The organism is Nonomuraea sp. NPDC052116 (genome assembly GCF_040680035.1).
Lineage (GTDB): Bacteria > Actinomycetota > Actinomycetes > Streptosporangiales > Streptosporangiaceae > Nonomuraea > Nonomuraea angiospora_A.
In genome coordinates, this window is the sequence record NZ_JBFAWA010000029.1 from 129,590 (window position 1) to 151,705 (window position 22,116).

General features: G+C 71.3%; 23 protein-coding genes and 1 pseudogene. 14 read left to right on the plus strand and 10 right to left on the minus strand.

Translation table 11 applies throughout. The features are described from left to right. Nucleotides 1-3: 3 nt before the first annotated feature. A complete protein-coding gene (locus tag AB0L65_RS42930) occupies nt 4-981 on the minus strand; it encodes an NmrA/HSCARG family protein (RefSeq protein WP_364258326.1) in 978 nt (325 codons plus the stop codon). Between the two features lie 100 nt (nt 982-1,081). On the opposite strand from AB0L65_RS42930, the gene AB0L65_RS42935 reads away from it, so the two are divergent. After that, on the plus strand, nt 1,082-1,903 hold the full coding sequence (locus AB0L65_RS42935; RefSeq protein WP_364258329.1) for a helix-turn-helix transcriptional regulator: 822 nt from the start codon (nt 1,082-1,084) through the stop codon (nt 1,901-1,903). A 602-nt stretch (nt 1,904-2,505) separates the two neighbouring features. On the opposite strand, the pseudogene AB0L65_RS42940 reads toward AB0L65_RS42935, so the two are convergent. Further along, nucleotides 2,506-3,306, minus strand: a pseudogene (locus tag AB0L65_RS42940) (MFS transporter); the annotation flags it as partial. 5 nt (nt 3,307-3,311) lie between these two features. Next, nucleotides 3,312-3,680: a hypothetical protein gene (locus tag AB0L65_RS42945; protein ID WP_364258332.1), complete on the minus strand. Its 369-nt coding sequence runs from the start codon at nt 3,678-3,680 to the stop codon at nt 3,312-3,314. A gap of 60 nt (nt 3,681-3,740) precedes the next feature. Between AB0L65_RS42945 and AB0L65_RS42950 the strand changes: the two genes are divergently transcribed. After that, on the plus strand, nt 3,741-4,169 hold the full coding sequence (locus AB0L65_RS42950) for a MerR family transcriptional regulator (RefSeq protein ID WP_364258334.1): 429 nt from the start codon (nt 3,741-3,743) through the stop codon (nt 4,167-4,169). A gap of 204 nt (nt 4,170-4,373) precedes the next feature. On the opposite strand, the gene AB0L65_RS42955 is transcribed toward AB0L65_RS42950, so the two are convergent. From AB0L65_RS42955 to AB0L65_RS42965, 3 genes are all read right to left on the minus strand, one after another. Further along, complete coding sequence (locus tag AB0L65_RS42955) at nt 4,374-5,402, minus strand: methyltransferase (protein WP_364258337.1); 1,029 nt, start codon at nt 5,400-5,402, stop codon at nt 4,374-4,376. A gap of 102 nt (nt 5,403-5,504) precedes the next feature. Beyond that, nucleotides 5,505-5,921 carry a VOC family protein gene (locus tag AB0L65_RS42960; protein WP_364258340.1) on the minus strand — a complete coding sequence of 139 codons (417 nt, stop codon included), beginning with the start codon at nt 5,919-5,921 and terminating at the stop codon, nt 5,505-5,507. A 10-nt stretch (nt 5,922-5,931) separates the two neighbouring features. Next, complete coding sequence (locus tag AB0L65_RS42965) at nt 5,932-6,306, minus strand: helix-turn-helix transcriptional regulator (protein ID WP_364258453.1); 375 nt, start codon at nt 6,304-6,306, stop codon at nt 5,932-5,934. Between the two features lie 170 nt (nt 6,307-6,476). Between AB0L65_RS42965 and AB0L65_RS42970 the strand changes: the two genes are divergently transcribed. The 5 genes from AB0L65_RS42970 to AB0L65_RS42990 all read left to right on the plus strand — a co-directional run bounded on the left by AB0L65_RS42970 (nt 6,477) and on the right by AB0L65_RS42990 (nt 12,703). Then, nucleotides 6,477-6,833 carry a VOC family protein gene (locus AB0L65_RS42970; RefSeq protein ID WP_364258342.1) on the plus strand — a complete coding sequence of 119 codons (357 nt, stop codon included), beginning with the start codon at nt 6,477-6,479 and terminating at the stop codon, nt 6,831-6,833. A gap of 101 nt (nt 6,834-6,934) precedes the next feature. After that, nucleotides 6,935-9,328, plus strand: a complete 2,394-nt coding sequence (locus AB0L65_RS42975) for an excinuclease ABC subunit UvrA (RefSeq protein WP_364258345.1) — start codon at nt 6,935-6,937, stop codon at nt 9,326-9,328. 72 nt (nt 9,329-9,400) lie between these two features. Continuing rightward, nucleotides 9,401-10,831, plus strand: a complete 1,431-nt coding sequence (gene purB / locus AB0L65_RS42980; protein ID WP_364258348.1) for an adenylosuccinate lyase — start codon at nt 9,401-9,403, stop codon at nt 10,829-10,831. Nucleotides 10,832-10,837: 6 nt separating this feature from the next. Beyond that, on the plus strand, nt 10,838-11,572 hold the full coding sequence (locus AB0L65_RS42985) for a GNAT family N-acetyltransferase (protein ID WP_364258351.1): 735 nt from the start codon (nt 10,838-10,840) through the stop codon (nt 11,570-11,572). A 66-nt stretch (nt 11,573-11,638) separates the two neighbouring features. Then, the gene (locus tag AB0L65_RS42990) at nt 11,639-12,703 is read left to right on the plus strand and encodes a DUF4037 domain-containing protein (protein ID WP_364258354.1); all 1,065 of its coding nucleotides are present in this window, start codon (nt 11,639-11,641) and stop codon (nt 12,701-12,703) included. A gap of 56 nt (nt 12,704-12,759) precedes the next feature. Here AB0L65_RS42990 and AB0L65_RS42995 read toward each other — a convergent pair whose 3' ends face one another. After that, complete coding sequence (locus AB0L65_RS42995) at nt 12,760-13,560, minus strand: SRPBCC domain-containing protein (RefSeq protein ID WP_364258357.1); 801 nt, start codon at nt 13,558-13,560, stop codon at nt 12,760-12,762. Then, nucleotides 13,557-13,871 (minus strand): metalloregulator ArsR/SmtB family transcription factor, encoded by a 315-nt coding sequence (locus AB0L65_RS43000; protein WP_364258360.1) that lies wholly within the window; start codon nt 13,869-13,871, stop codon nt 13,557-13,559. Before AB0L65_RS43000 ends, AB0L65_RS42995 begins: the two co-directional genes overlap by 4 nt. Nucleotides 13,872-13,960: 89 nt before the next feature. On the opposite strand from AB0L65_RS43000, the gene AB0L65_RS43005 reads away from it, so the two are divergent. The 5 genes from AB0L65_RS43005 to AB0L65_RS43025 all read left to right on the plus strand — a co-directional run bounded on the left by AB0L65_RS43005 (nt 13,961) and on the right by AB0L65_RS43025 (nt 17,244). After that, entirely contained in the window at nt 13,961-14,746 is a 786-nt protein-coding gene (locus AB0L65_RS43005; protein WP_364258363.1) for a MerR family transcriptional regulator, read from the plus strand. Continuing rightward, on the plus strand, nt 14,743-15,255 hold the full coding sequence (locus tag AB0L65_RS43010; RefSeq protein ID WP_364258366.1) for a hypothetical protein: 513 nt from the start codon (nt 14,743-14,745) through the stop codon (nt 15,253-15,255). Before AB0L65_RS43005 ends, AB0L65_RS43010 begins: the two co-directional genes overlap by 4 nt. Before the next feature lie 200 nt (nt 15,256-15,455). Then, the gene (locus AB0L65_RS43015; protein WP_364258369.1) at nt 15,456-16,559 is read left to right on the plus strand and encodes a hypothetical protein; all 1,104 of its coding nucleotides are present in this window, start codon (nt 15,456-15,458) and stop codon (nt 16,557-16,559) included. 104 nt (nt 16,560-16,663) lie between these two features. After that, nucleotides 16,664-16,855, plus strand: a complete 192-nt coding sequence (locus AB0L65_RS43020) for a DUF5999 family protein (RefSeq protein ID WP_364258372.1) — start codon at nt 16,664-16,666, stop codon at nt 16,853-16,855. Continuing rightward, nucleotides 16,852-17,244 (plus strand): ATP-binding protein, encoded by a 393-nt coding sequence (locus tag AB0L65_RS43025; protein WP_364258375.1) that lies wholly within the window; start codon nt 16,852-16,854, stop codon nt 17,242-17,244. Before AB0L65_RS43020 ends, AB0L65_RS43025 begins: the two co-directional genes overlap by 4 nt. 4 nt (nt 17,245-17,248) lie before the next feature. Here the strand turns inward: AB0L65_RS43025 and AB0L65_RS43030 are convergent, their stop codons facing one another. Next, nucleotides 17,249-17,857: a hypothetical protein gene (locus AB0L65_RS43030; protein ID WP_364258378.1), complete on the minus strand. Its 609-nt coding sequence runs from the start codon at nt 17,855-17,857 to the stop codon at nt 17,249-17,251. Between the two features lie 205 nt (nt 17,858-18,062). Here AB0L65_RS43030 and AB0L65_RS43035 point away from each other — a divergent pair, with 205 nt between their 5' ends. Next, on the plus strand, nt 18,063-20,390 hold the full coding sequence (locus AB0L65_RS43035) for a LuxR C-terminal-related transcriptional regulator (protein ID WP_364258381.1): 2,328 nt from the start codon (nt 18,063-18,065) through the stop codon (nt 20,388-20,390). Nucleotides 20,391-20,621: 231 nt separating this feature from the next. On the opposite strand, the gene AB0L65_RS43040 is transcribed toward AB0L65_RS43035, so the two are convergent. After that, nucleotides 20,622-21,131 carry a hypothetical protein gene (locus AB0L65_RS43040; protein ID WP_364258383.1) on the minus strand — a complete coding sequence of 170 codons (510 nt, stop codon included), beginning with the start codon at nt 21,129-21,131 and terminating at the stop codon, nt 20,622-20,624. Nucleotides 21,132-21,360: 229 nt separating this feature from the next. Here AB0L65_RS43040 and AB0L65_RS43045 point away from each other — a divergent pair, with 229 nt between their 5' ends. Beyond that, nucleotides 21,361-21,981 carry a TetR/AcrR family transcriptional regulator gene (locus AB0L65_RS43045; RefSeq protein ID WP_364258386.1) on the plus strand — a complete coding sequence of 207 codons (621 nt, stop codon included), beginning with the start codon at nt 21,361-21,363 and terminating at the stop codon, nt 21,979-21,981. The last annotated feature ends 135 nt before the right edge of the window (nt 21,982-22,116 follow it).

Here is a 22,116-nt window from a genome sequence, read left to right on the forward strand (position 1 = left end):
CCGTCAGATGGCGGCCGTGATCTCGTCGCGGTGCTCGTTCAGCCAGTCGTCGAGGGAGCGCAGGCGGGGGTTGAGCTCGCGTGCCAGGCCGAGGTCACGTACGCCGGTGAAGTACGCGGACGCCTCGGAGTAGAACTCGAACATGTTGCCGATCTCGACGGCGCCGGGGAAGCCGGCGGCCCGCATCTGGTCGTAGGTCAGCGGCGCGTAGGTCACCGGCTCCCCGAGCAGCGTGGTGAACTTCTCCGCGAGTTCCTTGCCGTCGGCGTGCTCGCCGGCGATGCTCACGGTGCGGCCGACGAACTCCGGGCCCCGCCGGAAGATGCCGAGCGCGGTGCGGCCGATGTCCTCGGCGGCGATCATGGACATCGGGTTGCCCGCCATGGGCAGGGTCAGCACGAGGCGGCCGCTCGCGTCGCGGTGCGGGCCCTGTCCCTGGAGGAAGGCCTCGTAGTAGAAGGTGGTCTGCAGGAACGTGGTCGGCACGCCGAGACCGGTGAAGGCCGCGTTGGCCTCGGCCTTGGCGTCGAAGTGCGGCACCGCGTACTCCCCGAGCAGCGTCGGCACCCGGCGGCCCAGGTGGGCGAAGTGCGGCCGGGTGTCCTCGAGCGTGGACCACACGACGTGCCTGAGCGCGGCGGCCTTGGCGGCGCGGGCGGCCGCGTGCGCCTGGTCGATCTCCATGCGGGCGGCATCGCGCGCGGCCTCCTGCTCGGGGGTGCGCCGGGCCCAGAAGTTGGTCACGACGTACGCGCCCCAGGCCCCGGCGAAGGCGTGGTGCGCGCTGTCCTCGTCGTCGAGGTCGGCGTACACGACCTCGGCGCCCTGCTCGGCCAGGGCGCGGGCCTGCGGGGAGGCGGTGTCGCGGGTGAGGGCGCGGACGGTGAACGGTCCGTCGGGGTCGGCGAGGATGGCGCGGACCAGTCCGCCGCCCTGCGCTCCGGTGGCCCCGACCACGGCGATGATCTTCTTGTCGGTCATGCCTCCACCTTGGCGGCGTTCTCGCGCGGGCGCCTGCCCCTGTCCTGGGTACCCATGCCAGGGGATGGGAGCGGCCGCCGGATGCGGCGACAATGGGGGCATGGGAGAGCAGCTGGGGGAGTTCCTTCGCGCCCGCCGTGCCGCGTTGACGCCCGAGGCCGGCGGCGTGCCGACCTACGGCACCTCGCGCCGGGTGCCGGGCCTGCGCCGTGACGAGGTGGCGCAGCTGGCCGGGATCAGCGTCAACTACTACACGCGCCTGGAGCAGGGCGAGAGCCATCAGATGTCGGACTCGGTGCTGGAGGCGCTGGGCAACGCCTTCCAGCTGACCGCCGATGAGCGCATGCACCTGGTGCGGCTCGCCCGGCCCGAACAGGTGCAGGTGGCGCGCCGTCCCTACGGCCCCGAGCGGCTGCGCCCGTCGGTGGTGGCGCTGGTGGAGGGGGTCGCCGACCAGGCGGCGATCATCCTCGGCAGGTACTTCGACCTGCTCGGCGCCAACCGGCTCGGCTACGCGCTGTACGGCCTGAACCCCGGTCAGCGGGTGAACCTGGCCAAGACGATGTTCCTCGACCCGGCCATGCGCGACCTGTATCCCGACTGGGAGACGCACGCCGACGAGGTCGCCGCCTACCTGCGCATGGCCACCGGCGACATGCCGGACGATCCCCTGCTGGCCGAGCTGATCGGCGAGCTGAGCATCAAGAGCCCCGACTTCACCCGCGTCTGGGGCAGCCAGCGGGTCGCCGAGTGCACCTACTCGGTGCGGCGGGTCAACCATCCCCTCGTCGGCCCGCTGGAGCTCAACGAGGAGACCATGCGCGTGCCCGACGACCCCGGCCAGCGGATCATCTTCCTCGGCGCGGCGCCCGGGACGGACTCGGCCGAGCGCCTGCGGCTGCTCGACTCGCTGAGCGCCTGACCGCGGGGCGAGGGCAGCAGGACCATCAGCGCCACCAGTACGGCCGCGGCCGGCGCTCCCCAGAACAGGACGTCGGGGATGGCCGCCGCGGTCGCCTCCGGGCTCGGGGCACGGCCCTGGAGCTGCCGGGTCAGGAGGTTGCCGAAGATCGCCACGCCGAGCGAGAGGCCCAGCCCGCGGACGGACACCGTGGCCGAGGTGGTGGCGGCCAGCTCCGCGGGGGAGGCCGCGTTCTGCGCGAGGACGACCAGGTTCTGCATGAGCAGCCCGAAGCCGGCTCCCAGCACGCCGATCCCCACGGCGAGCAGGACGTACGGACTGCCGGGCTCGAGGCGGCTCAGCAACGTGAATCCCAGCACCGCGATCACCGACCCGGCGATCAGGTACGGCTTGAACCCGCCGCCGATGCGGGCTCCGGCCAGGAAGGAGACGGCCATGAACGTCAGGACGTACGGATTGAGCGCCAGGCCGGCCTGGGTGGCGCCCATCCCGTACGCGGCCTGTAGATAGGTCGGCAGGTAGACGATCGAACCGCCGAGCAGCGCGCCCAGCAGCGCGGTGGCCGGTAGCGCGACCCGCAGGACCGGGCCGGCCAGCAGCCGCGGCGGCAGGAGCGGGTTGGCCGCGCGCCGTTCCCACCAGACGAACAGGCCCAGCAGCACGGCGAAGGCCGCGACCAGGGCGAGGATCACCCCGGAGGTCCACGCGTGGGTCCGGCCGCCCCATTCGGCCACCAGCAGCAGGGCCACGATCGCGCCCGCGATCAGCGCGGCCCCCGGCAGGTCGACCCTGCCGTCCCCGCCGGGCCTGGGCAGCCGCAGCGCGTAGGCGGTGAGCGCCACGCTGAGCAGGCCGAGCGGCAGGTTGATGTAGAAGATCCAGCGCCAGCCCCAGGCGTCGGTGATCGCGCCGCCGGCCAGCGGGCCGCCGACGCTGGCCAGGGCGAAGACGCCGCCGGTGAAGCCCTGGACGCGGCTGCGCAGGTGCTGCGGGTACAGCTCCGACAGGGCGATCGTGGGCAGCACGAACAGCGCGCCGGCGCCGACGCCCTGCGCGGTTCTGGCGGCGATCAGCTGGGGGATCGTCTGGGCCAGGCCGCACAGCGCGGAGCCCGCGACGAAGACGGCGACCGCGGCGATGAAGACCGGGCGGCGGCCGAACCGGTCGCTGACGCGGCCGTAGAGCGCGCCGGTCGCGGTGGAGGCCAGGACGTAGGAGGTGACGATCCAGCCGATGGCGTCCAGGCCGCCGAGGTCGGCGGCGATGTCGGGCAGGGCGATGGCCACCACCGTCTGGTCCAGGACCGACAGCAGCATGCCGATCAGGAGACCGGCCGTGGCCAGGGGCAGGTTGCCCGCCCTGGGCGGGGCGCCGGAGGCGGTACGTGTGAGGCCGGCGGTCATGGCGCTCAGCCCCTTTCCCGGGCGAAAGGGTTGGGCAGGTCGAAGTCGGCACACAGCCGTACCCGGGCCTGGTCCGCGCCGATCACCGTGACGTGCTTGCCGGTGCACTCGTGGCCGTGGCAGCACGGGCAGCGGAAGGGGGAGCGCCCCCACGGCGCCCGCACCCCGCGCGGGCCGGGCAGCTCGTCGGCCGGCTCGGCGCGGCCGGGTTCGCGCAGCCGGGCGGGCGGCGTGCCGTCCCGGGTCAGGAAGTCGTGGACGTGGCCGGCCGGGGCGTTGCGGCCCTGCCCGTTGTCGAGCAGGAGCACCGTACGGTGGACCCGCCTCAGGGTCAGGGCCGCCGGGCCCGCGCCGACGATGACGGCGTCGAACATCTCTGCCTCCAAAAGCGGTGATCGCTTGACGTGGAGACAACTCTGCAAGTTAATGTCAACATGAGGTCAAGCGAGTTCATGCAGATCGGAGAGCTGGCCGAGCGGTTCGATCTCGCGCCGCATGTCCTGCGCCACTGGGAGGCGATGGGCCTGCTGACTCCGGCCGCCCGGGTGAGCGGCCGCCGCCGCTACACCCGCGACCACGTCGTCCGCGTTCTGACGATCATCCGCGCGAAGGCGGGCGGGATGAGCCTGGAGCAGATCCGGGAGATGCTCGGCGCCTACGGCCTGGCCGAACGCCAGGCGCTCCTCCAGCGCCATCACGCCGAGCTGGAGGAACGTCAGCGGGAGCTCGCGGCGTCCAAGGCGCTGATCGAGCACCTCATGCGGTGCACGGCCGACGACTTCACCCAGTGCCCCGACTACCGGCGCATCGTGGAAGGCGCGGTCGGGCTCCACGACCACGGCCAGGACGGGTGCCTGGTCTGAGCGGAGGGATGCTCGAGCGGGTCGTACGGGCGCGCCGCCACGCTCTGGATCACCACTGGACTGGCTGAACTTCCCGTGGACCGACGACATCAACGCCTACCTCGACGCGCTCACCGACCCCGTCGACTGCCTGCACCGTGATCGCGAGCATGGCGCCCACTCTGGCACAGGCCACCGACAATTCCGGGCCGCGCGCGAGGATGGTCAGGTGGCGGGGACGCACTCGATGACGGTGTGCCACGGTGGGATGTCGTGCACGGCGGCGACCCGCAGTTCGGCGGCCTCGGCCAGCGTCCGGTAGTCGTCGACGGTTCGTTCCCGGCCGCCGGTCAGGACCAGCATCCGCAGGTTCATCTCCGCGAACATGGCCGGATCGACCTCCGAGGTGCTGGGCGACTCGAGGATCAGCACCCGCCCGTCCGGGCCCGCGGCGCCGGCGCAGCGGCGCAGGATGGCGGTCGCCTCGGCGTCGGCCCAGTCGTGCAGCACCCGGTTGAGCACGTACGCGTCGGCTCCGGTGGGCAGTTCGTCGAAGAAGCTGCGCCCGACCGTCTCGCACCGGTCCGCCAGCCCGTGCTCGGCCAGGTAGCGCTGCCCGCGTGAGACGGTGTCCGGCAGGTCGATCAGCAGCCCGCGCAGGCCGTCGTGGCGCAGCAGCAGTTCGGCCAGCAGCTTGCCGGTGCCGCCGCCGACGTCGGCCACCCGGCCCAGCGCCGGCCAGTCGTAGCCCTCCGCCAGCTCGCGGCCCGCGGCGTTGGCCGCCATCGTCGCGTCGAAGGACGCGCTCAGCTCGGGGTCGGCGTCGAGGTGGTCCCAGAACGGCGCCCCGAACACCGCCGGCCAGGCGGGCAGGCCGGTCCGCACCGTGTCCTGCAGGCCGGTGAAGGCCAGGTCCATCCGGCCGCCGAACCCGTCCAGGTCCAGCCACCGCCACGCCGCGGACGGGTGGTCGCGGCGCAGCAGGGCGGCGGTCGCGTTCACCGCGAACGTGCCGGGCCGGGGTTCGGCGAACACGCCGCGGCCGACGAGGTGGCGCAGCACCCGGCCCAGCGCGTCGGGGTCGGCGCCGGCGCGGGCGGCCAGGTCGTCGAGGTCGGAGCCGTGCTCGTCCACCAGGTCGGGCAGCCGCAGGGTCACGGCCACCCGGAGTGCCATCGGGGTCATCAGGTCCATCAGCGGCGTCAGGGCCCGCCATGCGGCGGCCCCGTCCAGGGGGGTGTCGTCGCTTGTCATGCACCTATCATGCTATCCAGCTTACGAATCTACATTGTAAAGGGCGTGGGGCTGTGGGCGACCGACCACGCCAGAACAACCCCAGAACCCCGACGTCGAGGCTTACTTGGCGAGGGTCTGGTTGAAGCGCAGCATGTTGCCGGCAGGGTCGCGGAAGGCGCAGTCGCGGACGCCGTAGAACTGGTCCATCGGCTCCTGCAGCACCTCGCCACCGGCGGCGCTGATGCGCTCGAAGGTGGCGTCGCAGTCGTCCGTCGTGAAGATGATGCCGCGCAGCAGGCCTTTGGCCATCAGCTCGGCCATGGCCTGTTTGTCGGCCGGTGAGGCGTTGGGGTCGGCGAGTGGTGGTTCGAGGACGATGTCCACGTCCGGCTGGGAAGGTGACCCGATGGTCACCCAGCGCATTCCCTCGTATCCGACGTCGTTGCGTACCTCCATGCCGAGGACGTCGCGGTAGAAGGCGAGCGCCTTGTCGTGGTCGTCGACGGCGATGAAGCAGGTGGAGAGCTTGATGTCCATGCGCTTCAGCCTATGGGCGGGCGGACGGGACCGCTTCTCCGTTCCTGACCGGTCGCGTGTAGATCTTGGCCATGCAGGCGGGGATGTCGGCGGCGTGGTCGTGGTCGCGGGCCCGGTAGGCGCTGGGGCTCTCGCCGACCAGCTGGGTGAAGCGGGTGCTGAACGACCCGAGCGACGTACAGCCGACCGCGAAGCAGACCTCGGTGACGGAGAGGTCGCCGCGCCGCAGCAGTGCTTTGGCGCGCTCGATGCGGCGGGTCATCAGGTAGCTGTAGGGCGTCTCGCCGAAAGCGGCGCGGAAGCTGCGGGAGAAGTGGCCCGACGACATCAGGGCGTCACGCGCCAGCGCCGGGACGTCGAGGGGGTCGGCGTAGTCGCGGTCCATCCGGTCGCGGGCCCGCCGCAGCCGGACGAGATCGTCGAGGTCCTGCCGTCTCACCTGGTCAGTTTCTCACAGGATCCGGGCGCGACCGGTCAGGAATGGAGAAGCGCGCATCGGTACGGTGCGGCTAGCGTGACCAGCACAGACCTCACCTTTTCGAACAGGAGTGAACCATGAGCGACTCTTCCACCCAGGGGATCAAGACGGTGCTGCATCCGGTGGCGGACCTGGCGACGGCCAAGGCGGTGTACGCGGCGCTGCTGGGCGTCGAGCCGGTGGCCGACGGGCCCTACTACGTCGGTTTCGAGGCCGCGGGCCAGCACATCGGGCTGGTGCCGGCCGGTGGGCCGCAGGCGATGACCTCGCCGGTGGCCTACTGGCACGTGCCGGACATCGAGGCGAGGCTGGCCGAGGTGACCGCTGCCGGTGCCACTGTGAAGGACCCCGTGCGTGACGTCGGCGGCGGCCGTCTGGTGGCCACCGTCACCGACCCCGACGGCAACGTCCTGGGGCTGCTTCAGGACCAGTGAGCGGGGATCCCCGCTCGCCGTACTGACACCAAAAAACCAGACATAATGCTCGAAACTGGTCGGATCAAGCCAGGCGGTCCTGCCCAACAGATGGAGAGACGATGAGCAAGGCCACGAGGACGGACCCGCAGTCGCCTGCGCCGCACGTTGCCGACAGCCACGATCTGATCCGCGTGCACGGCGCGCGCGAGAACAACCTCAAGGACGTCAGCATCGAGATCCCGAAGCGCCGGCTGACGGTGTTCACCGGGGTCTCCGGCTCGGGCAAGAGCTCGCTGGTGTTCAACACGATCGCCGCGGAGTCGCAGCGGATGATCAACGAGACGTACAGCACGTTCGTGCAGGGCTTCATGCCGACGCTGGCGCGGCCCGAGGTCGACGTGCTGGACGGGCTGACCACCGCGATCATCGTCGACCAGCAGCGCATGGGCGCCGACCCCCGCTCCACGGTCGGCACCGCCACCGACGCCAACGCGATGCTGCGCATCCTGTTCAGCCGGCTCGGGCGGCCGCACATCGGCTCGCCCAACGCCTTCTCCTTCAACGTCCCCTCGGTACGGGCGAGCGGCGCGATCACCGTCGAGCGCGGCGCCAAGAGGACGGAGGTGCAGACCTTCACCCGCACCGGCGGCATGTGCACGCGCTGCGAAGGCCGGGGCGCGGTCTCCGACATCGATCTCACCCAGCTCTACGACGACTCCAAGTCGCTGGCCGAGGGCGCGTTCACCATCCCGGGCTGGAAGTCCGACAGCTTCTTCACCGTGCGGGTCTACGCCGAGTCCGGCCTGCTCGACCCGGACAAGCCGATCCGCGACTTCACCAAGAAGGAGATGCAGGACTTCCTCTACCGGGAGCCGACCAAGGTGAAGGTCGAGGGCGTGAACCTCACCTTCGAGGGGCTGATCCCCAAGATCCAGAAGTCGTTCCTGTCCAAGGACCGGGAGGCGATGCAGCCGCACATCCGGGAGTTCGTGGACCGGGCGGTGACCTTCACCACCTGCCCCGAGTGCGACGGCACCCGGCTCAGCGAGGCGGCCCGCTCCTCGCGGATCGACGGCGTCAACATCGCCGACGCGTGCCGGATGCAGATCAGCGACCTGGCCGATTGGATTCGCGGCCTCGAGGAGCCGTCGGTGGCGCCGCTGCTGGCGACGCTGCTGCGCACGCTGGAGTCGTTCGTGGAGATCGGGCTGGGCTACCTGTCGCTGGAGCGGCCGGCGGGCACGCTGTCGGGCGGCGAGGCGCAGCGGGTCAAGATGATCCGCCACCTCGGCTCCTCGCTCACCGACACCACCTACGTCTTCGACGAGCCCACCATCGGCCTGCACCCCCACGACATCCAGCGGATGAACGACCTGCTGCGCCGGCTGCGCGACAAGGGCAACACGGTGCTCGTCGTGGAGCACAAGCCGGAGGCGATCGCGATCGCCGACCACGTGGTCGACCTGGGCCCCGGCGCCGGTACGGCGGGCGGCACCGTCTGCTTCGAGGGCACCGTCGAGGGGCTGCGGGCCAGCGGCACCGTCACCGGCCGCCACCTCGACGACCGGGCCGCCCTCAAGGAGAGCGTGCGCAAGCCCACCGGCACACTGGAGATCCGCGGCGCGAGCGCGAACAACCTGCGCGAGGTCGACGTCGACATCCCCCTCGGGGTGCTGGCCGTCGTCACCGGTGTCGCCGGCTCGGGCAAGAGCTCGCTGGTGCACGGGTCGATCCCGGCCGGCGCGGGCGTGGTGTCGATCGACCAGGGTGCGATCCGCGGCTCGCGGCGCAGCAACCCGGCGACCTACACCGGCCTGCTCGACCCGATCCGCAAGGCGTTCGCGAAGGCCAACGGGGTGAAGCCGGCGCTGTTCAGCGCCAACTCCGAGGGCGCCTGCCCCGCCTGCAACGGTGCCGGTGTCATCTTCACCGACCTGGCGATGATGGCGGGCGTCTCCACGGTGTGCGAGGAGTGCGACGGCAAGCGGTTCCAGGCCTCGGTGCTGGAGCACCGCCTCGGCGGCCGCGACATCAGCGAGGTGCTGGCGATGCCGGTGGCCGAGGCCGAGGAGTTCTTCGGCGCCGGTGAGGCGCGTACGCCGGCCGCGCACGCCATCCTCGGGCGGCTCGCCGATGTCGGGCTCGGCTATGTGAGCCTCGGTCAGCCGCTCACCACGCTGTCCGGCGGCGAGCGGCAGCGGCTCAAGCTGGCCACCCGCATGGCCGACAAGGGCGGCGTGTACGTCCTGGACGAGCCGACGACCGGCCTGCACCTGGCGGACGTCGAGCAGCTGCTCGGCCTGCTGGACCGGCTGGTCGACTCCGGCAAGTCGGTCATCGTCATCGAGCATCACCAGGCGGTCATGGCGCACGCCGACTGGATCATCGATCTCGGCCCGGGCGCCGGTCACGATGGTGGCCGGATCGTGTTCGAGGGGACGCCCGCCGACCTCGTCGCGGCCCGCTCCACCCTCACCGGTGAGCACCTGGCGGCCTACGTCCGCGCTTTCTAGTCAGGGCATGATCGCTGCGCTCGCGTGGCCTGGTGCCGTGCGGGCGCGGGCGGGTGAATAGACTTGTCCGACGTGACGTCCAAGCCGCGTATCCCGAATGTCCTGGCCTCGCGTTATGCCTCGCCGGACCTGGCCCGCCTGTGGTCCCCCGAGTACAAGATAATTGCTGAGCGGCGGTTGTGGCTGGCGGTGTTGCGGGCGCAGGACGAGCTGGGGGTGACGGTCCCGCAGGGCGCGGTCGACGACTACGAGAAGGTGGTCGAGCAGGTCGACGTGGAGTCGATCGCGGCGCGTGAGCGGGTGACGCGGCACGACGTGAAGGCGCGCATCGAGGAGTTCAACGCGCTGGCCGGGCACGAGCAGGTGCACAAGGGGATGACCTCGCGTGACCTGACCGAGAACGTCGAGCAGCTGCAGATCCGCGACAGCCTGCTGCTGGTGCGTGACCGGGTGGTGGCGTTGCTGGGGCGCCTGGCGTCGCTGGCCGAGGAGCACAAGGCCACGGTGGTCGCCGGGCGTTCGCACAACGTGGCGGCGCAGGCGACCACGCTGGGCAAGCGTTTCGCGTCGGCGGCCGATGAGCTGCTGGTGGCCTACCGGCGGCTGGAGGAGCTGATCGGCCGCTACCCGCTGCGCGGGATCAAGGGGCCGGTGGGCACCGCGCAGGACATGCTCGATCTTCTGGGCGGCGACCTGGGCAAGCTGGCCGAGCTGGAGGAGAAGGTGGCCGCGCACCTGGGGTTCGCGCACCGCTTCACCAGCGTGGGCCAGGTTTATCCGCGTTCGCTGGACTTCGAGGTGGTGACGGCGCTGGTGCAGCTGGCGGCGGCGCCGTCGTCGCTGGCCAAGACGATCCGGCTGATGGCCGGGCACGAGCTGGTCACCGAGGGGTTCAAGGAGGGGCAGGTCGGCTCGTCGGCGATGCCCCACAAGATGAACACCCGCTCCTGCGAGCGCGTCAACGGCCTGGCCGTGGTGCTGCGGGGGTACGCCTCGATGGCGGGCGAGCTGGCGGGCGACCAGTGGAACGAGGGCGACGTGTCGTGCTCGGTGGTGCGCCGGGTGGCGCTGCCGGATGCGTTCTTCGCCTTCGACGGGCTGGTGGAGACGATGCTGACGGTGCTGGACGAGTTCGGCGCCTTCCCGGCGGTCATCGCCGCCGAGCTGGACCGCTATCTGCCGTTCCTGGGCACGACGAAGATGCTCATGGCGGCGGTGCGGGCCGGGGTGGGCCGGGAGAGCGCGCACGAGCTGATCAAGGAGCACGCGGTGGGGGCGGCGCTGGCGATGCGTTCGCGCGGCGCCGGCAACGAGCTGCTCGACCTGCTGGCGGCCGACACCCGCTTCCCGCTGGACCGGGCCCGGCTGGAGGCGCTGCTGGCCGATCAGGTGTCGTTCACCGGCGCGGCCGCCGATCAGGTGGAGGCCGTCGCCCGGCAGGTGGGCGAGGTCGTGACGGCGCACCCGGAGGCGGCGGCCTACCGGCCTGGCGCCATCCTGTAACGAGCTGTGGCGATACGGGAGTTACGCGACGACGCCGAGGTGCGCGCCGCGTGCGGTGACGACGACCTGCTGGTGTGGGTGGCGCAGGGGCTGCGCGGCGGCGCGCGGGCGTGGGCGCTGGGCGGGGCGGTGGTGGCCGCCGGCCCGGGGGCCTCGCGCCGCGACCGGCTGGGCGTGTGGGGTGCGGCCTCGGACGCGGTGGAGCTGGTCGGGTACGCGCTGGCCGAGCTGGGTCCCTCCTACCGGCCGTTCGGGGAGCTGGAGCTGGTACGCGAGGTGACGGCCAAGCTCGACGGCCTGCGCGAGTCCGGGACGTTCTCCTGGATGAGCCTGCCTGCGTTGGACGGCCCCGCTCCCGGCGGGGTGGGCTGGCTGGAGCCCTCGGCCGAGGCCGAGGTCGCGGCGCTGCTGGCGGCCGACGCGCCCGACTCGTACGCGGTGCCCGGCATCGCCGGGGTGCGGCGGTGGGCCGGGGTGCGCGTCGGTGGCGAGCTGGCGGCGGTGGCGGCCGATGCCTGGCCGGCGCCCAGCGTGGGGCTGCTGGCCGGGGTGGCGACGAAGGCGGGCCTGCGGGGGCGTGGGCTGGCCGATCGGGTGTGCCGGTGGGCGTCGGCGGAGCTGCTGGCCGCCTACGGGCGGGCGGCGCTGATGGTCGACGACGACAACGTGGCGGCCGTGACGCTCTATGAGCGGATCGGCTACCGGCGCCGGCGGGTGATGGCCTCTCACGTCGCCGGCTGACTCCCGGGCTGGTGCCGGGAAAATCGGGTGAGGTTCGGGCGGCGCTGGGGCAGAGTTGACGGCGTGATGTCCGATTTTGTACCAGGTATCGAGTTGTCCCGCGCCTTCTACGGCGAGGTGGTGGCGCCTTTGGTGTCCGGGGTCGCGCACAGTGCGGCGTTGATCGGGCCGGGGTCGGAGGTGCTGGAGTTCGACACGGCCCGCTCGGCCGATCATGACTGGGGGCCGCGGGTGCTGGTGTTCGTGGCGCCCGGGATGGCGCCCGGGATGGCGCCCGAGGTGCGGGCGAAGGTGGTGGCGGGCCTGCCGGAGCGGTTCGGCGGTTTTCCGACCGTGTTCGGCTACCACGGCAGTGTGCAGCCCGGGGTGGCGGTGACGGAGCTGGGGTCGTGGCTGGTGGAGCGGCTGGGTTTCGATCCGCGTGAGGGGGTGTCGCTGCTGGACTGGTTGTCGGCGCCGTGGCAGAGCCTGGCCGAGGTGACGCGGGGCGAGGTGTTCCACGACGGACTGGAGGCCGCCGTTCCCGGGGGTGGGCTGGAGACGGCCCGGGCGGCGTTGCGCTGGTATCCGGAGGATGTGTGGCGGTATGTGCTGGCGTGTCAGTGGCGGCGGATCGCCCAGGAGGAGCCGTTCCCGGGCCGATGTGGCGAGGTGGGCGATGAGCTGGGCTCGGCCGTGGTGGGGGCGCGGCTGGCGCGGGAGGTGATGCGGCTGGCGCTGCTGTTGCGGCGGCGCTACCCGCCGTACGCGAAATGGCTCGGCAGCGCGCTGGCGCGCATGCCGGGCTCGACGGAGCTGGGGGAGTGCCTGGGGTCGGCGGTGGCGGCGCGCTCCTGGCGGGAGCGGCAGGAGGGGCTGTCGGGGGCGTACGCGCGGGTGGCGGCGCTGCAGAACCGGGTGGGGCTGGCCGAGCGGCTGGATGAGCGGGTACGGGGGTTCTTCGACCGGCCGTTCGAGGTGATCGGCGGGGACCGGTTCGCGCAGGCGCTGCTGGAGTCGGTGTCGGACCCGGTGATCAGGGGGTTGCCCCTGGTGGGGTGCGTGGATCAGCTGTCGGATTCGACGGACCTGCTGACGGCGCCGGGGCGGGCGCGGGCGATGACGGCGGCGGTTCTCGGCCTCCAAGGTTAGTGATCTACATTGTAAAGGGCGTGGGTGGTTGCACCGCCCTCTTCACCCTTTGAAAATCACAGATCCACCAGGGCAGCGGCGAGTTCCTCGACATGGATGCGCCAGGCGTCGAGGGTGGTGGTGTCTCCGGTGTGGGTGACGATGAGCCGGGCGCCCTGGCCGGTGCCCTGGGTGAGCTCCCAGCGGACGGGGCCGGTCGGGGTGTCGTATTCGAGGAGTTTGGCGCTCTCGGCGCGGGTGACCGGCCCGGGTCGGAGGCCGGGTGCGGTGAAGGGTGCGGGCGGGGGGTCGCCGGGGGTGGCGTCGTCGCCGTTGAGCAGGTGCCAGACGTCTTCGGCGGGGCGGGTGAGCTGGCGTTCGACGCGTACGTCGCCGTTTTCGGCGGTGGCGGGGACGAGGCCGAGGATGGCGATGTAGTCCTCGTGGAGGCGGGCGAATTCGGCGGGTTGTTTGTCGGCTGGTTGCTGGACGGGGCGTTCGTCGAGGGTGTGGAGCAGGGCCATGAGGCAGGTGTGCCAGCCGGAGGCGAAGCTGGCGGCGCCGTGGTGGTCGGTGAAGGTGTGGGTGAAGGTGAGGATGCTGGCGCGGGGGCCGTCGGGGTGGATTTCCCAGCGGAGTTCGTCCTCGCCCCAGGTGTGGGCGTAGGTGTGGGGTGGGTTGTTCTCGGTGATGTGGCCGTCGGGTCCGAAGCCGTAGTTGATGCGGTCGCCGTCGATGGTGATGGTGGCGGGGAACCAGTGGGCGAGGTGTTCGGGCTGGGTGATGGCGCGCCAGACCTTTTCGGGTGGGTGGGGGAGGCGGCGTTGCATGCGCAGGGTGGTGCGGCCGTCGGGGTGGATGGTGAGGTTTTCGTTCATCGGTCGTCTTCCTCTTCCATGGTGTCGAGGTGGTGTTCGAGTCGGTCGAGGCTGTGGTTCCAGAGTTTGCGGTAGGGGGTGAGCCAGGCGTCGATTTCGGCGAGGGGGGCGGGGCGGAGTTCGTACCAGCGGCGTTGGGCGTCTTTGCGGACGGTGACGAGGCCGGCTTCGCGCAGGACTCGGAGGTGTTTGGAGGTGCCGGGTTGGGTGAGGCCGAGGTGGGTGGTGAGTTCGCTGACGAGGCGGGGGCGTTCGAGGAGCAGGTCGAGGATGTGGCGGCGGGTGGGTTCCGCGAGCACGTCGAAGCGCATGGCTCGTTAATATACCCGCTTGGATATATGCCTGCAAGGGCATGTATTGGGTGTGGAGCCGGCTGGACTCTCCCTCGGTGGGAGGGTCCATGCTGGTGCGCGTGGACGAGGAGTTGCTGCCGATCGGGCAGTTCGCCCGGTTGGGGCGGTTGAGTGTGAAGCAGTTGCGTCACTATGACGAGCTGGGGTTGTTGCGGCCGGTGCGGGTGGACGCGGTGACGGGTTACCGGTTTTACCGGGCGTCGCAGGCTCGGGTGGCGTTGTCGATCGCGTTGCTGCGGTCGCTGGATGTGCCGCTGGCGGTGGTGGGTGAGGTGCTGGCGGGCGGGGCGCAGGCGCTTGAAGGGGTCAGGGAGGAGTTGGAGGCGGAGTTGGCGCGGCGGCGTCGTACGCTCGCGTCGCTGGAGCGGGTGATGGCGCAGGGGTTGCCGTCGGTGCCGGTGCGGGTGGTGGAGGAGCCGGCGCGGCGGGTGGCGGTGGCGACGGAGCGGGCGGCGGGGCCGGAGGATGTGGGGCGGGCGGCGTCGGCGGCGTTGTCGCGTCTGCTGGGGCCTGCCGGGCCGGTTCGGCTGATCGGGTTGTTCCCGGTGGATTTCGGTGAGGTGTTCGACGTGGAGGCCGCCCGGGTGCTCGGGGACGGGGAGGGTGGCGGTGGTGCGCCGGTGCGGGTGTTGCCGGGGGGCAGGTTCGCCTGTGCGACGCATGTGGGGCCTTATGACCAGATGTCTCTGACGGCGCATGCGGTGCTGGCCTGGTGTGGTGAGCGCCGGTGTGCGGTTCGGGGGCCGATTCGCGAGGTGTACGTGTCGGATCCGGCCGTGACCTCGCCTGAGCATCTCGTTACGCATCTGATGATCTGTTTGGAGGAGTCATGAATCCTGAGCTGGCTACGTACGGTCCGGTGACCTGCCTGAATGTGACGGGCATGGGTGAGCCGGGCGGGAGTGAGCATGTGTCGGCCATCGGCGCGCTGTATGCGGTGGCGGCGGGGATGGGCGGTCCGGCGGGGTCGTTGGAGGGGTTGTGGTTCGTGGAGGACGAGCGTCCGGGGCTGGAGGTGCCGCGGGAGTTGTGGCGCTGGCATCTGCTGCTGCCGTTGGCGGGGGTGCCGGAGGCGGGGCTGGTGGAGCGGGCGCGGGAGGGTGCGCGTTCGTCGGGGGCGGCGGTGGATCGGGTGCGGGTGGCGACGTTCACGGAGGGTGAGTGTGTGGAGGTGTTGCATGTGGGCGCGTTCAGTGAGGAGTATCGGTCGCTGGCGGTGATGGAGGCGTTCATGGTGGAGCGGGGGCTGGTGCCCCATGGGCCGCATCATGAGGTGTATCTGACGGCGTTCGATGATCCGGAGCCGCGTACGGTGCTGCGTCAGCCGGTGCGTCCGGGCTGAGGGGTCTCGCGGGGGCCGGTGGGGCGGGGTTAGCATGGCCGGTGGCGGCCGTCCCCGCCCAACCTTCGGCCACCCGCCCCGGCCGGGTCACCTGATGGAGGCAAAGGGGGGTTCACCTCTCGGACGGAGGATCTGCCGGTTGGTCGTGCGCCTGCCGCGCCGGTTGCCGGGGGCGCCGCGGCGGCGTTCGGGAGATGTTCATGACCAAGCAGGCGGATTTCAAGCGGCGGGTGCGTGCCCGTATGGCCAAGACCGGTGAGTCGTACGCGGTGGCGCGCCGCCGACTCCTGGGTGAGCAGTCCGCGGTCGAGCGGGACTGGCTGGGGGCGCTGCACATCAGTAACGGTGACTGCACCGATCTGGCGGGCACGGGGCTGGCCCGGCGCATCGTGTTCTGGCGGGATGTGCTGCACGAGGGGCCGGTTCCGGCGGTGGGGCGGGAGGAGTTGCGCCGGGTCAGGGCCGCGTTCCTGGTGGGGGCGGGCGCCGATGACCGCGGTGAGGGGCTGCGGATGTTCGTGGAGCGTGATGCGGCGGTGGAGGCCAACCGGGGCGGCGAGTATGTGCTGTGGTTCGAGGCTGATCTGTACGATCAGTTGCAGATCGTGGAGATTCTCGCCTGGTTGGCCGAGTTGGGGGTGCCGGCTGAGGCTGTGACGTTGATCTGTATCGGGGAGCATCCTGGCATCGCGCGGTTCGGTGGCTTGGGTGAGTTGCGTGCGGAGCAGTTGCGGGAGTTGCCGTCGACGCGGGCGTGCGCGAGGTTGTCTCCGGCGGCGCTGGAGTTGGCGAGCCGGGCGTGGGCGGCTTTTCGCGCTCCGACGCCGGAGGGTTTGCCGGGTATCGCGGCGGTTCGTTCCGGTGAGTTGCGTTTCCTCGGTGAGGCGTTCGAGCGTCTGTGCCGGGAGTATCCCTCCACCCGTGACGGGCTCTCGCTCACTGAGCGTCGGGTTCTGGCCGCGGCGGCGCAGGAGGGTCCGGCTGGGGATGTCTTCGTGCGGGCCACGGCCCGGGAGGCGCGCCGGTATCTGGGGGACACGTGGTGTTTCGCGATGATGGAGCGCCTGGCGGGGGCGGCGTATCCGCTGCTGGATCTGCGGCCCGCCGGTGGGCCGGTCGGAGGGGCGACGGTGGTGGGTCTGACCGCCGTGGGTGCGCGGGTGCTGGCGGGTGAGGAGGATCATGTGCGGCTGAACGGTGTGGATCGCTGGATCGGCGGGGTGCATCTGAGTGGCCGCGATGTGCGGTGGCGGTGGGATGAGGGCCGGGAGGCGCTGACAACACTACGCACAAACCAGACGTAGGTACCTATAAGGGTATTTTTCACCTCTTCTTGGCGTGGTGTTGTGAGGCACGTTAGGAGCGTACGGATAACCAGCTGGATGCGAGGAACGGGGGAATCCGCACCATGTGTACGCACCAGCCTCCCTGTCCTCCGGCGAACTCCGCCGCTCACCAGGCCGCGCGCCTGGTCGCCTACCACCCCGAGCAGGGATGGGGACTGCTGTGCAACGGGGTGGTGTTCTTCGACGACAGCGGTGAGCTGCTGCCCGACGGGCGCAGCATCGTCCCGGCGGCCGTCCTGGAGCGGGCCGCGTGAGCGCCGCGCCGGCGACGTGGACGTTCACCGCCCAGGCGCACTCGGTGCGCCGGGCCCGGCACGCCGCCCGCGCCCAGCTCGCGGAGTGGGGGCTGCAGCAGGCGTGCGACCACGCCGAGCTGCTGATCAGCGAGCTGGTCACCAACGCGGTCCGGCACGCGCGGGGCCTGGTGCGCATGAGCCTGTCGGCGGCCGACGGGCTGCTGCGCTGCGAGGTGGAGGACTCCAGCCCGGTGCCGCCGAGCCCGCGTGCCGCCTGCCGCGACGACGAGGGCTCGCGGGGGCTGCTGCTGGTGGAGGTGCTCTCCTGCGGCTGGGGCTGCGTTCCCACGGGCCGGGGCAAGCTGGTCTGGTTCGAGGTGCCCGTGCGGATGCCGGCCCATGTGTGAGCGGTTAGCGCGGCGAGTACAGCCACGGCTCGCGCAGGTCGAAGAAGTCCACGTCGGAGACGAACAGTTCCTGCCAGGCCCGCAGCAGCTCCCGGATGGCCGGCGGCTGGAGCTTGACCTCTCCTTGCCGGGCCGCCACCTCGCTGGTGAAGTAGGCGGTCTCGACGCAGCTGTCCTGCCCGCACAGCGCGGCGGTGGCGCCGATGAGGTCCGTACGGAAGGCCGCCAGCTCCTCCTGTCCCTGCTGCAGCACCTCGCGTACCCGGGCGTGGTCGCGTACGCGCCCCTGCAGCACCTGGACGAACCGCGCCTCATCGGACCCGCCGCCCAGGATTTCGATCACCTCGTCGCATTCGAGGACGGTCACCTCGCCGGCGAACAGTTTCGCGGTCTCCACCCACCACTGCCCCTGCTCGGGCCGCTCGGCGTTGCGGTGGGCGGCCGGCCGGCCGGCGAAGCGGGCGACGTTGACGAACAGGCCGTCGTCGGTGACGCCGGCCGTGGTGCCCAGCCAGCCCTGCGCGCCGGGCGAGAGCTCGCGCACCCACCGCTCCAGCGCCTGGTGCAGATCGTCGACCTCGATCGCCCGGCCCTCGATGACCTGGATGAACATGGTCTGTTCCCCTCCCTCCCTCCACGCTAGGAGCGGCCGGCCGTCAAGGTCGAGACGCCGTTACACCATGCGATGGCCAAAACTTGTTGTGGGTTCTTGACCGTGCTCGTCTGGGATAACGGCCGCGACATAACCTGGGGGCGACGACGTGGGATGCGGGCCGACGGCAGCGCCGGCCGCGTCGCGGAAGGCGCCAATGACAGCGGTGACTGCCAGCACCTACGGAGGACGGCCCAACGGCGGGCTGCCGGCCGAGGTGACGAGTTTCGTGGGGCGTCGGCACGAGGTGGCCGAGGTCAAACAGCTGCTGTCCGCCTCCAGGGCCGTCACGCTGACCGGCGTGGGCGGCGTCGGCAAGACGCGGCTGGCGGTGCGGGTCGGCCAGGACGTGCGGCGGGCCTTCCGGGACGGGGTGTGGCTGGTGGAGCTGGCCGAGCTGGACGGCCCGGTCATGCTCGCCGAGGCCGTGGCCGAGGCGCTGGAGATCCGCGACCACACCGGCGACACCCCGATGCGGGTGCTGACCTGCCATCTGCGCGACAAGCAGGCGCTGCTGATCCTCGACAACTGCGAGCACATGATCGCCGAGTGTGCGGCGCTGAGCGAGGCGCTGTTGCGGGCGGCGCCGGATCTGCGGGTGCTGGCCACCAGCCGGCAGGCGATGGGCATCGCCGGCGAGCAGGCGGTGCCCGTGTCGCCGCTGCCGCTGCCGGATCTTCAGGTGCCGCTGGAGAAGCTGATCCGGCAGGACGCGGTCCGGCTGTTCGCCGAACGCGCCCGCGCCGTCCTGCCGTCCTTCACGGTCACGGAGGACAGCCGGGAGGTCGTCACCCGGATCGTGCGCCTGCTGGACGGGCTGCCGCTGGCGATCGAGCTGGCGGCGGTGCGGCTGCGGGCCCTGTCGGCCGAGCAGCTGCTCGACCGGCTCGACGACCGTTTCCGCCTGCTGACCGGAGGGTCGAGGGCGGTGCTGCCCCGGCATCAGACGCTGCGGGCGCTGATCGATTGGAGTTACGCGCTGTGTTCGCAAGAAGAACGCCTGCTGTGGGAGCGGGCCTCGGTGTTCGCGGGGGGCCTGGATCTGGAGGCGGCCGAGGCGGTGTGCGGCGAGGACGGGATCGACCCGCGGGACGTCCTCGACCTGGTGATCGGCCTGGTGGACAAGTCCGTGCTGATACGAGAGGACCATCCGGGCGGCGTACGCTACCGGATGCTGGAGACGCTGCGGCAGTACGGTCGCGAACGGCTCACGGGCTCCGGTTGCGAGCCCGCCCTGCAGCGACGGCACCGCACTTATTACCGCGATCTGGCGGCGCGGGCCAGGGCGGAGCTGTTCGGGCCCGGCCAGGTGGCGTGGTTCGCCCGGCTGCGGCGCGAGCATGCCAACCTGCGGGCCGCCCTGGACAGCTGGCTGAACACGCCGCAGGAGGCCCGCGCGGGGCTGAGCATGTCCGGCGACCTGCTGTATCACTGGATCACCAGTTATTACCTGGCTGAGGGGCGCGGCTGGCTGGAGCAGGCGCTGGCCGCCGACACCGAGCCCAGCCGGGTGCGGGCCGGCGCCCTGTGGGCCGGCAGCTGGCTGGCGATCATCCAGGCCGACATCCCGGCCGCCACCGCGCTGCTCGAGGAGAGCCGCCGGCTCGGCGAGGAGCTGCAGGACGAGCCGGTGCTGGCCTACGTGGCCCTGTTCCGCGGAATGGTGGCCATGTGCGAGGGGCGAACGGAAGCCGCGATCGAGCTATACAGGGACGCCCTTGCCCGCCACCGCCGTACCGGCGACCCGGTCGGGATCGCGCTGTCGCTCATCCGGCTGACGCTCGCCCACTCGTTCCTGGGTGACTCCTCGGCCGCCATCGCGGCGGGCGAGGAGTGCCTGGCCGAGTGTGAGGCCTATGGGGAGGGCTGGCACAAGGCGTACACGACGATGGCGCTGGGTGTGCAGGTGTGGCGTCAGGGGGACCTGGAGCGGGCGACCGAGCTGGAGAAGCAGAGCCTGACCTTCAACCGCGCGGTCGGCGATCCGCTCGGCGCGGGCGTCAACATCGAGGCGCTGGCCTGGATCGCCGCCGGTCAGGGCCGTCACCAGCGGGCCGCCCGCTTGCTGGGCGTGCTGGAGACCATGTGGAGCTGTGCCGGGGCGCCGTTGTCGGGGTACGGGCATCTGGCCCGTTACCACGACGACTGTGACCGGGCGATGCGTGAGGTGCTGGGGGAGTCGGCGTTCGAGACGGCGGTGCGGCGCGGGGCCCGTCTGCCGCTGGAGGAGGCGCTGGCCTACGCCCTGGAGGAGGACAAGCCCGAGCGGCCTGCCAAGGCGGCGGAGGAGACGCCGTTGACGCGGCGGGAGAAGGAGATCGCCGAGCTGGTCGCGCAGGGGATGACGAACAAGGAGATCGCGGCGTCCCTGGTGATCGCGCAGCGTACGGCGGAGGGGCACATCGAGCACATCTTGACCAAGCTGGGGTTCAACTCGCGGGCGCAGATCGCGGTGTGGGTGGGGGAGCGGGCCCGGGCCAACGGGCACGACTAAAAGGGGTCGGTGCTGAGGAGGCGGGAACCGGCTCCAGGGTGAGGGCCGGTTCCGGCCGTCGGCGGTGTCAGTAGGGCAGTGCCCGGCCTGACGGGGTCCGCAGGTCCACACCCGGAGCGGGGCGGCGCGTCGGCCGCTTGGAGACGCGGATCCTTGTGTGGCGCACGATGCGTCGTTCCTTTCCCTCGGTGCCGTTCGGGCGGCAGGTACGGGTGTACGTGCCGGGTGGGCTCAGGCGGGTTGGCAGGCGCGGTCGCCGGTGACGAGTTCGAACCAGACGACCTTGCCGGCGACTCCCCAGCAGCAGGCCAGCCGGGCCAGCACCGGGTTGTGCCCGTGATCGGCGCTCTTGCGGCACGTTGCGGTGAAGGCGAGCGTGCTGCGGTCGTCCTCGATCTCGCAGCGCAGCAGGTCGTCCTCGACCCACAGTGAGAGCCTGACCTTGGCGGTGGCGTGCCGCAGGGCGTCGGCGACCAGCGCGGCGACCAGCAGGTCGGCGTTCTTGGCGTGTTCGCACAACCCCCAGGCGGTCAACCGGACCGCGGTCATGCGCCGCGCGCTCGGCACCGCCGAAGGCCGTGCCGACAGCAGCCACGAGGCCGAGCGGTCCTGCCCCGCCCATCCGGCGCGAACGGCCAGGCCGTCCCCCAGGGCCAGGAGCCCGTTCCAGGACAGCAGGCGCAGCGTGGGCTGCGGTCCGGCGGTGCCGTGCTCGATGTGCGGCTGCAACATGGCTGGCACGTGTATCGTCTCCTCCCCGTGTTGGCGCATGTGTTCAGAGACACGTTTAGCTTCGCTCCGACCCACCATCGGGGAAGACGGGATAAATCCCCATATGGGTACCTATTCACCCGTATGTCCATACGGGGAGGTCCGCGCCACGACCGGATGATCAAGGATGTGACCTGCACCGGAAGGGCCACGCAGGACGGCCCCGCGGATAGTAGTCGACCGGTCGTAAACTGGCCTCATGGGCCGAACCAGTGATGCTCGCGAGCGGATCCTGAGCGCCGCACGCTCGCTCATCGAGACGCATGGTTACTCGGCCCTGGGGGTGGCCGAGATCTGCCGGGCGGCCGGTGTGCCCAAGGGCAGCTTCTACTACTTCTTCGACTCCAAGGAGTCCCTCGCGCTGGCCGTCATCGATGAGCACTGGGCCGCTCAGCAGCGCGCCTGGGCGACCGCTCTCAGCGCCGACGCCCGGCCGCTGCCGCGGCTGCGCCGGTTGTTCGAGGAGACGGAGGCCGGCCTGCGCACCGCCCAGCAGAGCTGCGGCACCATCTCGGGGTGCCTGTTCGGCAACCTCACCCTGGAGATGAGCAACCAGACCGAGGCCATCCGCACCCGGCTGCAGGAGATCTTCGACGCGCAGGTCGAGATGGTCGCATCGGTCATCGCCGAGGCTCTCGAACGGCAGGAGGTCGAGGTGGCCGACCCTCGGGAGGCCGCGCGGGCGGTGGTCGCCCAGCTGGAGGGCCAGGTGCTGTTCGCCAAGCTCTACAACAGCACCCACCGGCTCGGCCCCTTGTGGGCGAACTGCCTTGCCCTGCTCGGCGCCCGTACTCCACAGGAGGCCGTGGCCGGCACCTGACCCCCACCCGCCGTGCCGACACGGCCGGCAGGGCCCACGACCACCGGCGCCCCGGGGACGTCCTCTCCCTCGCCATGATGGTGGCTGCCGCCCGCCCCGGCCGGCGCCGTCGCACTGCCGTCCTTGTCGCCGATG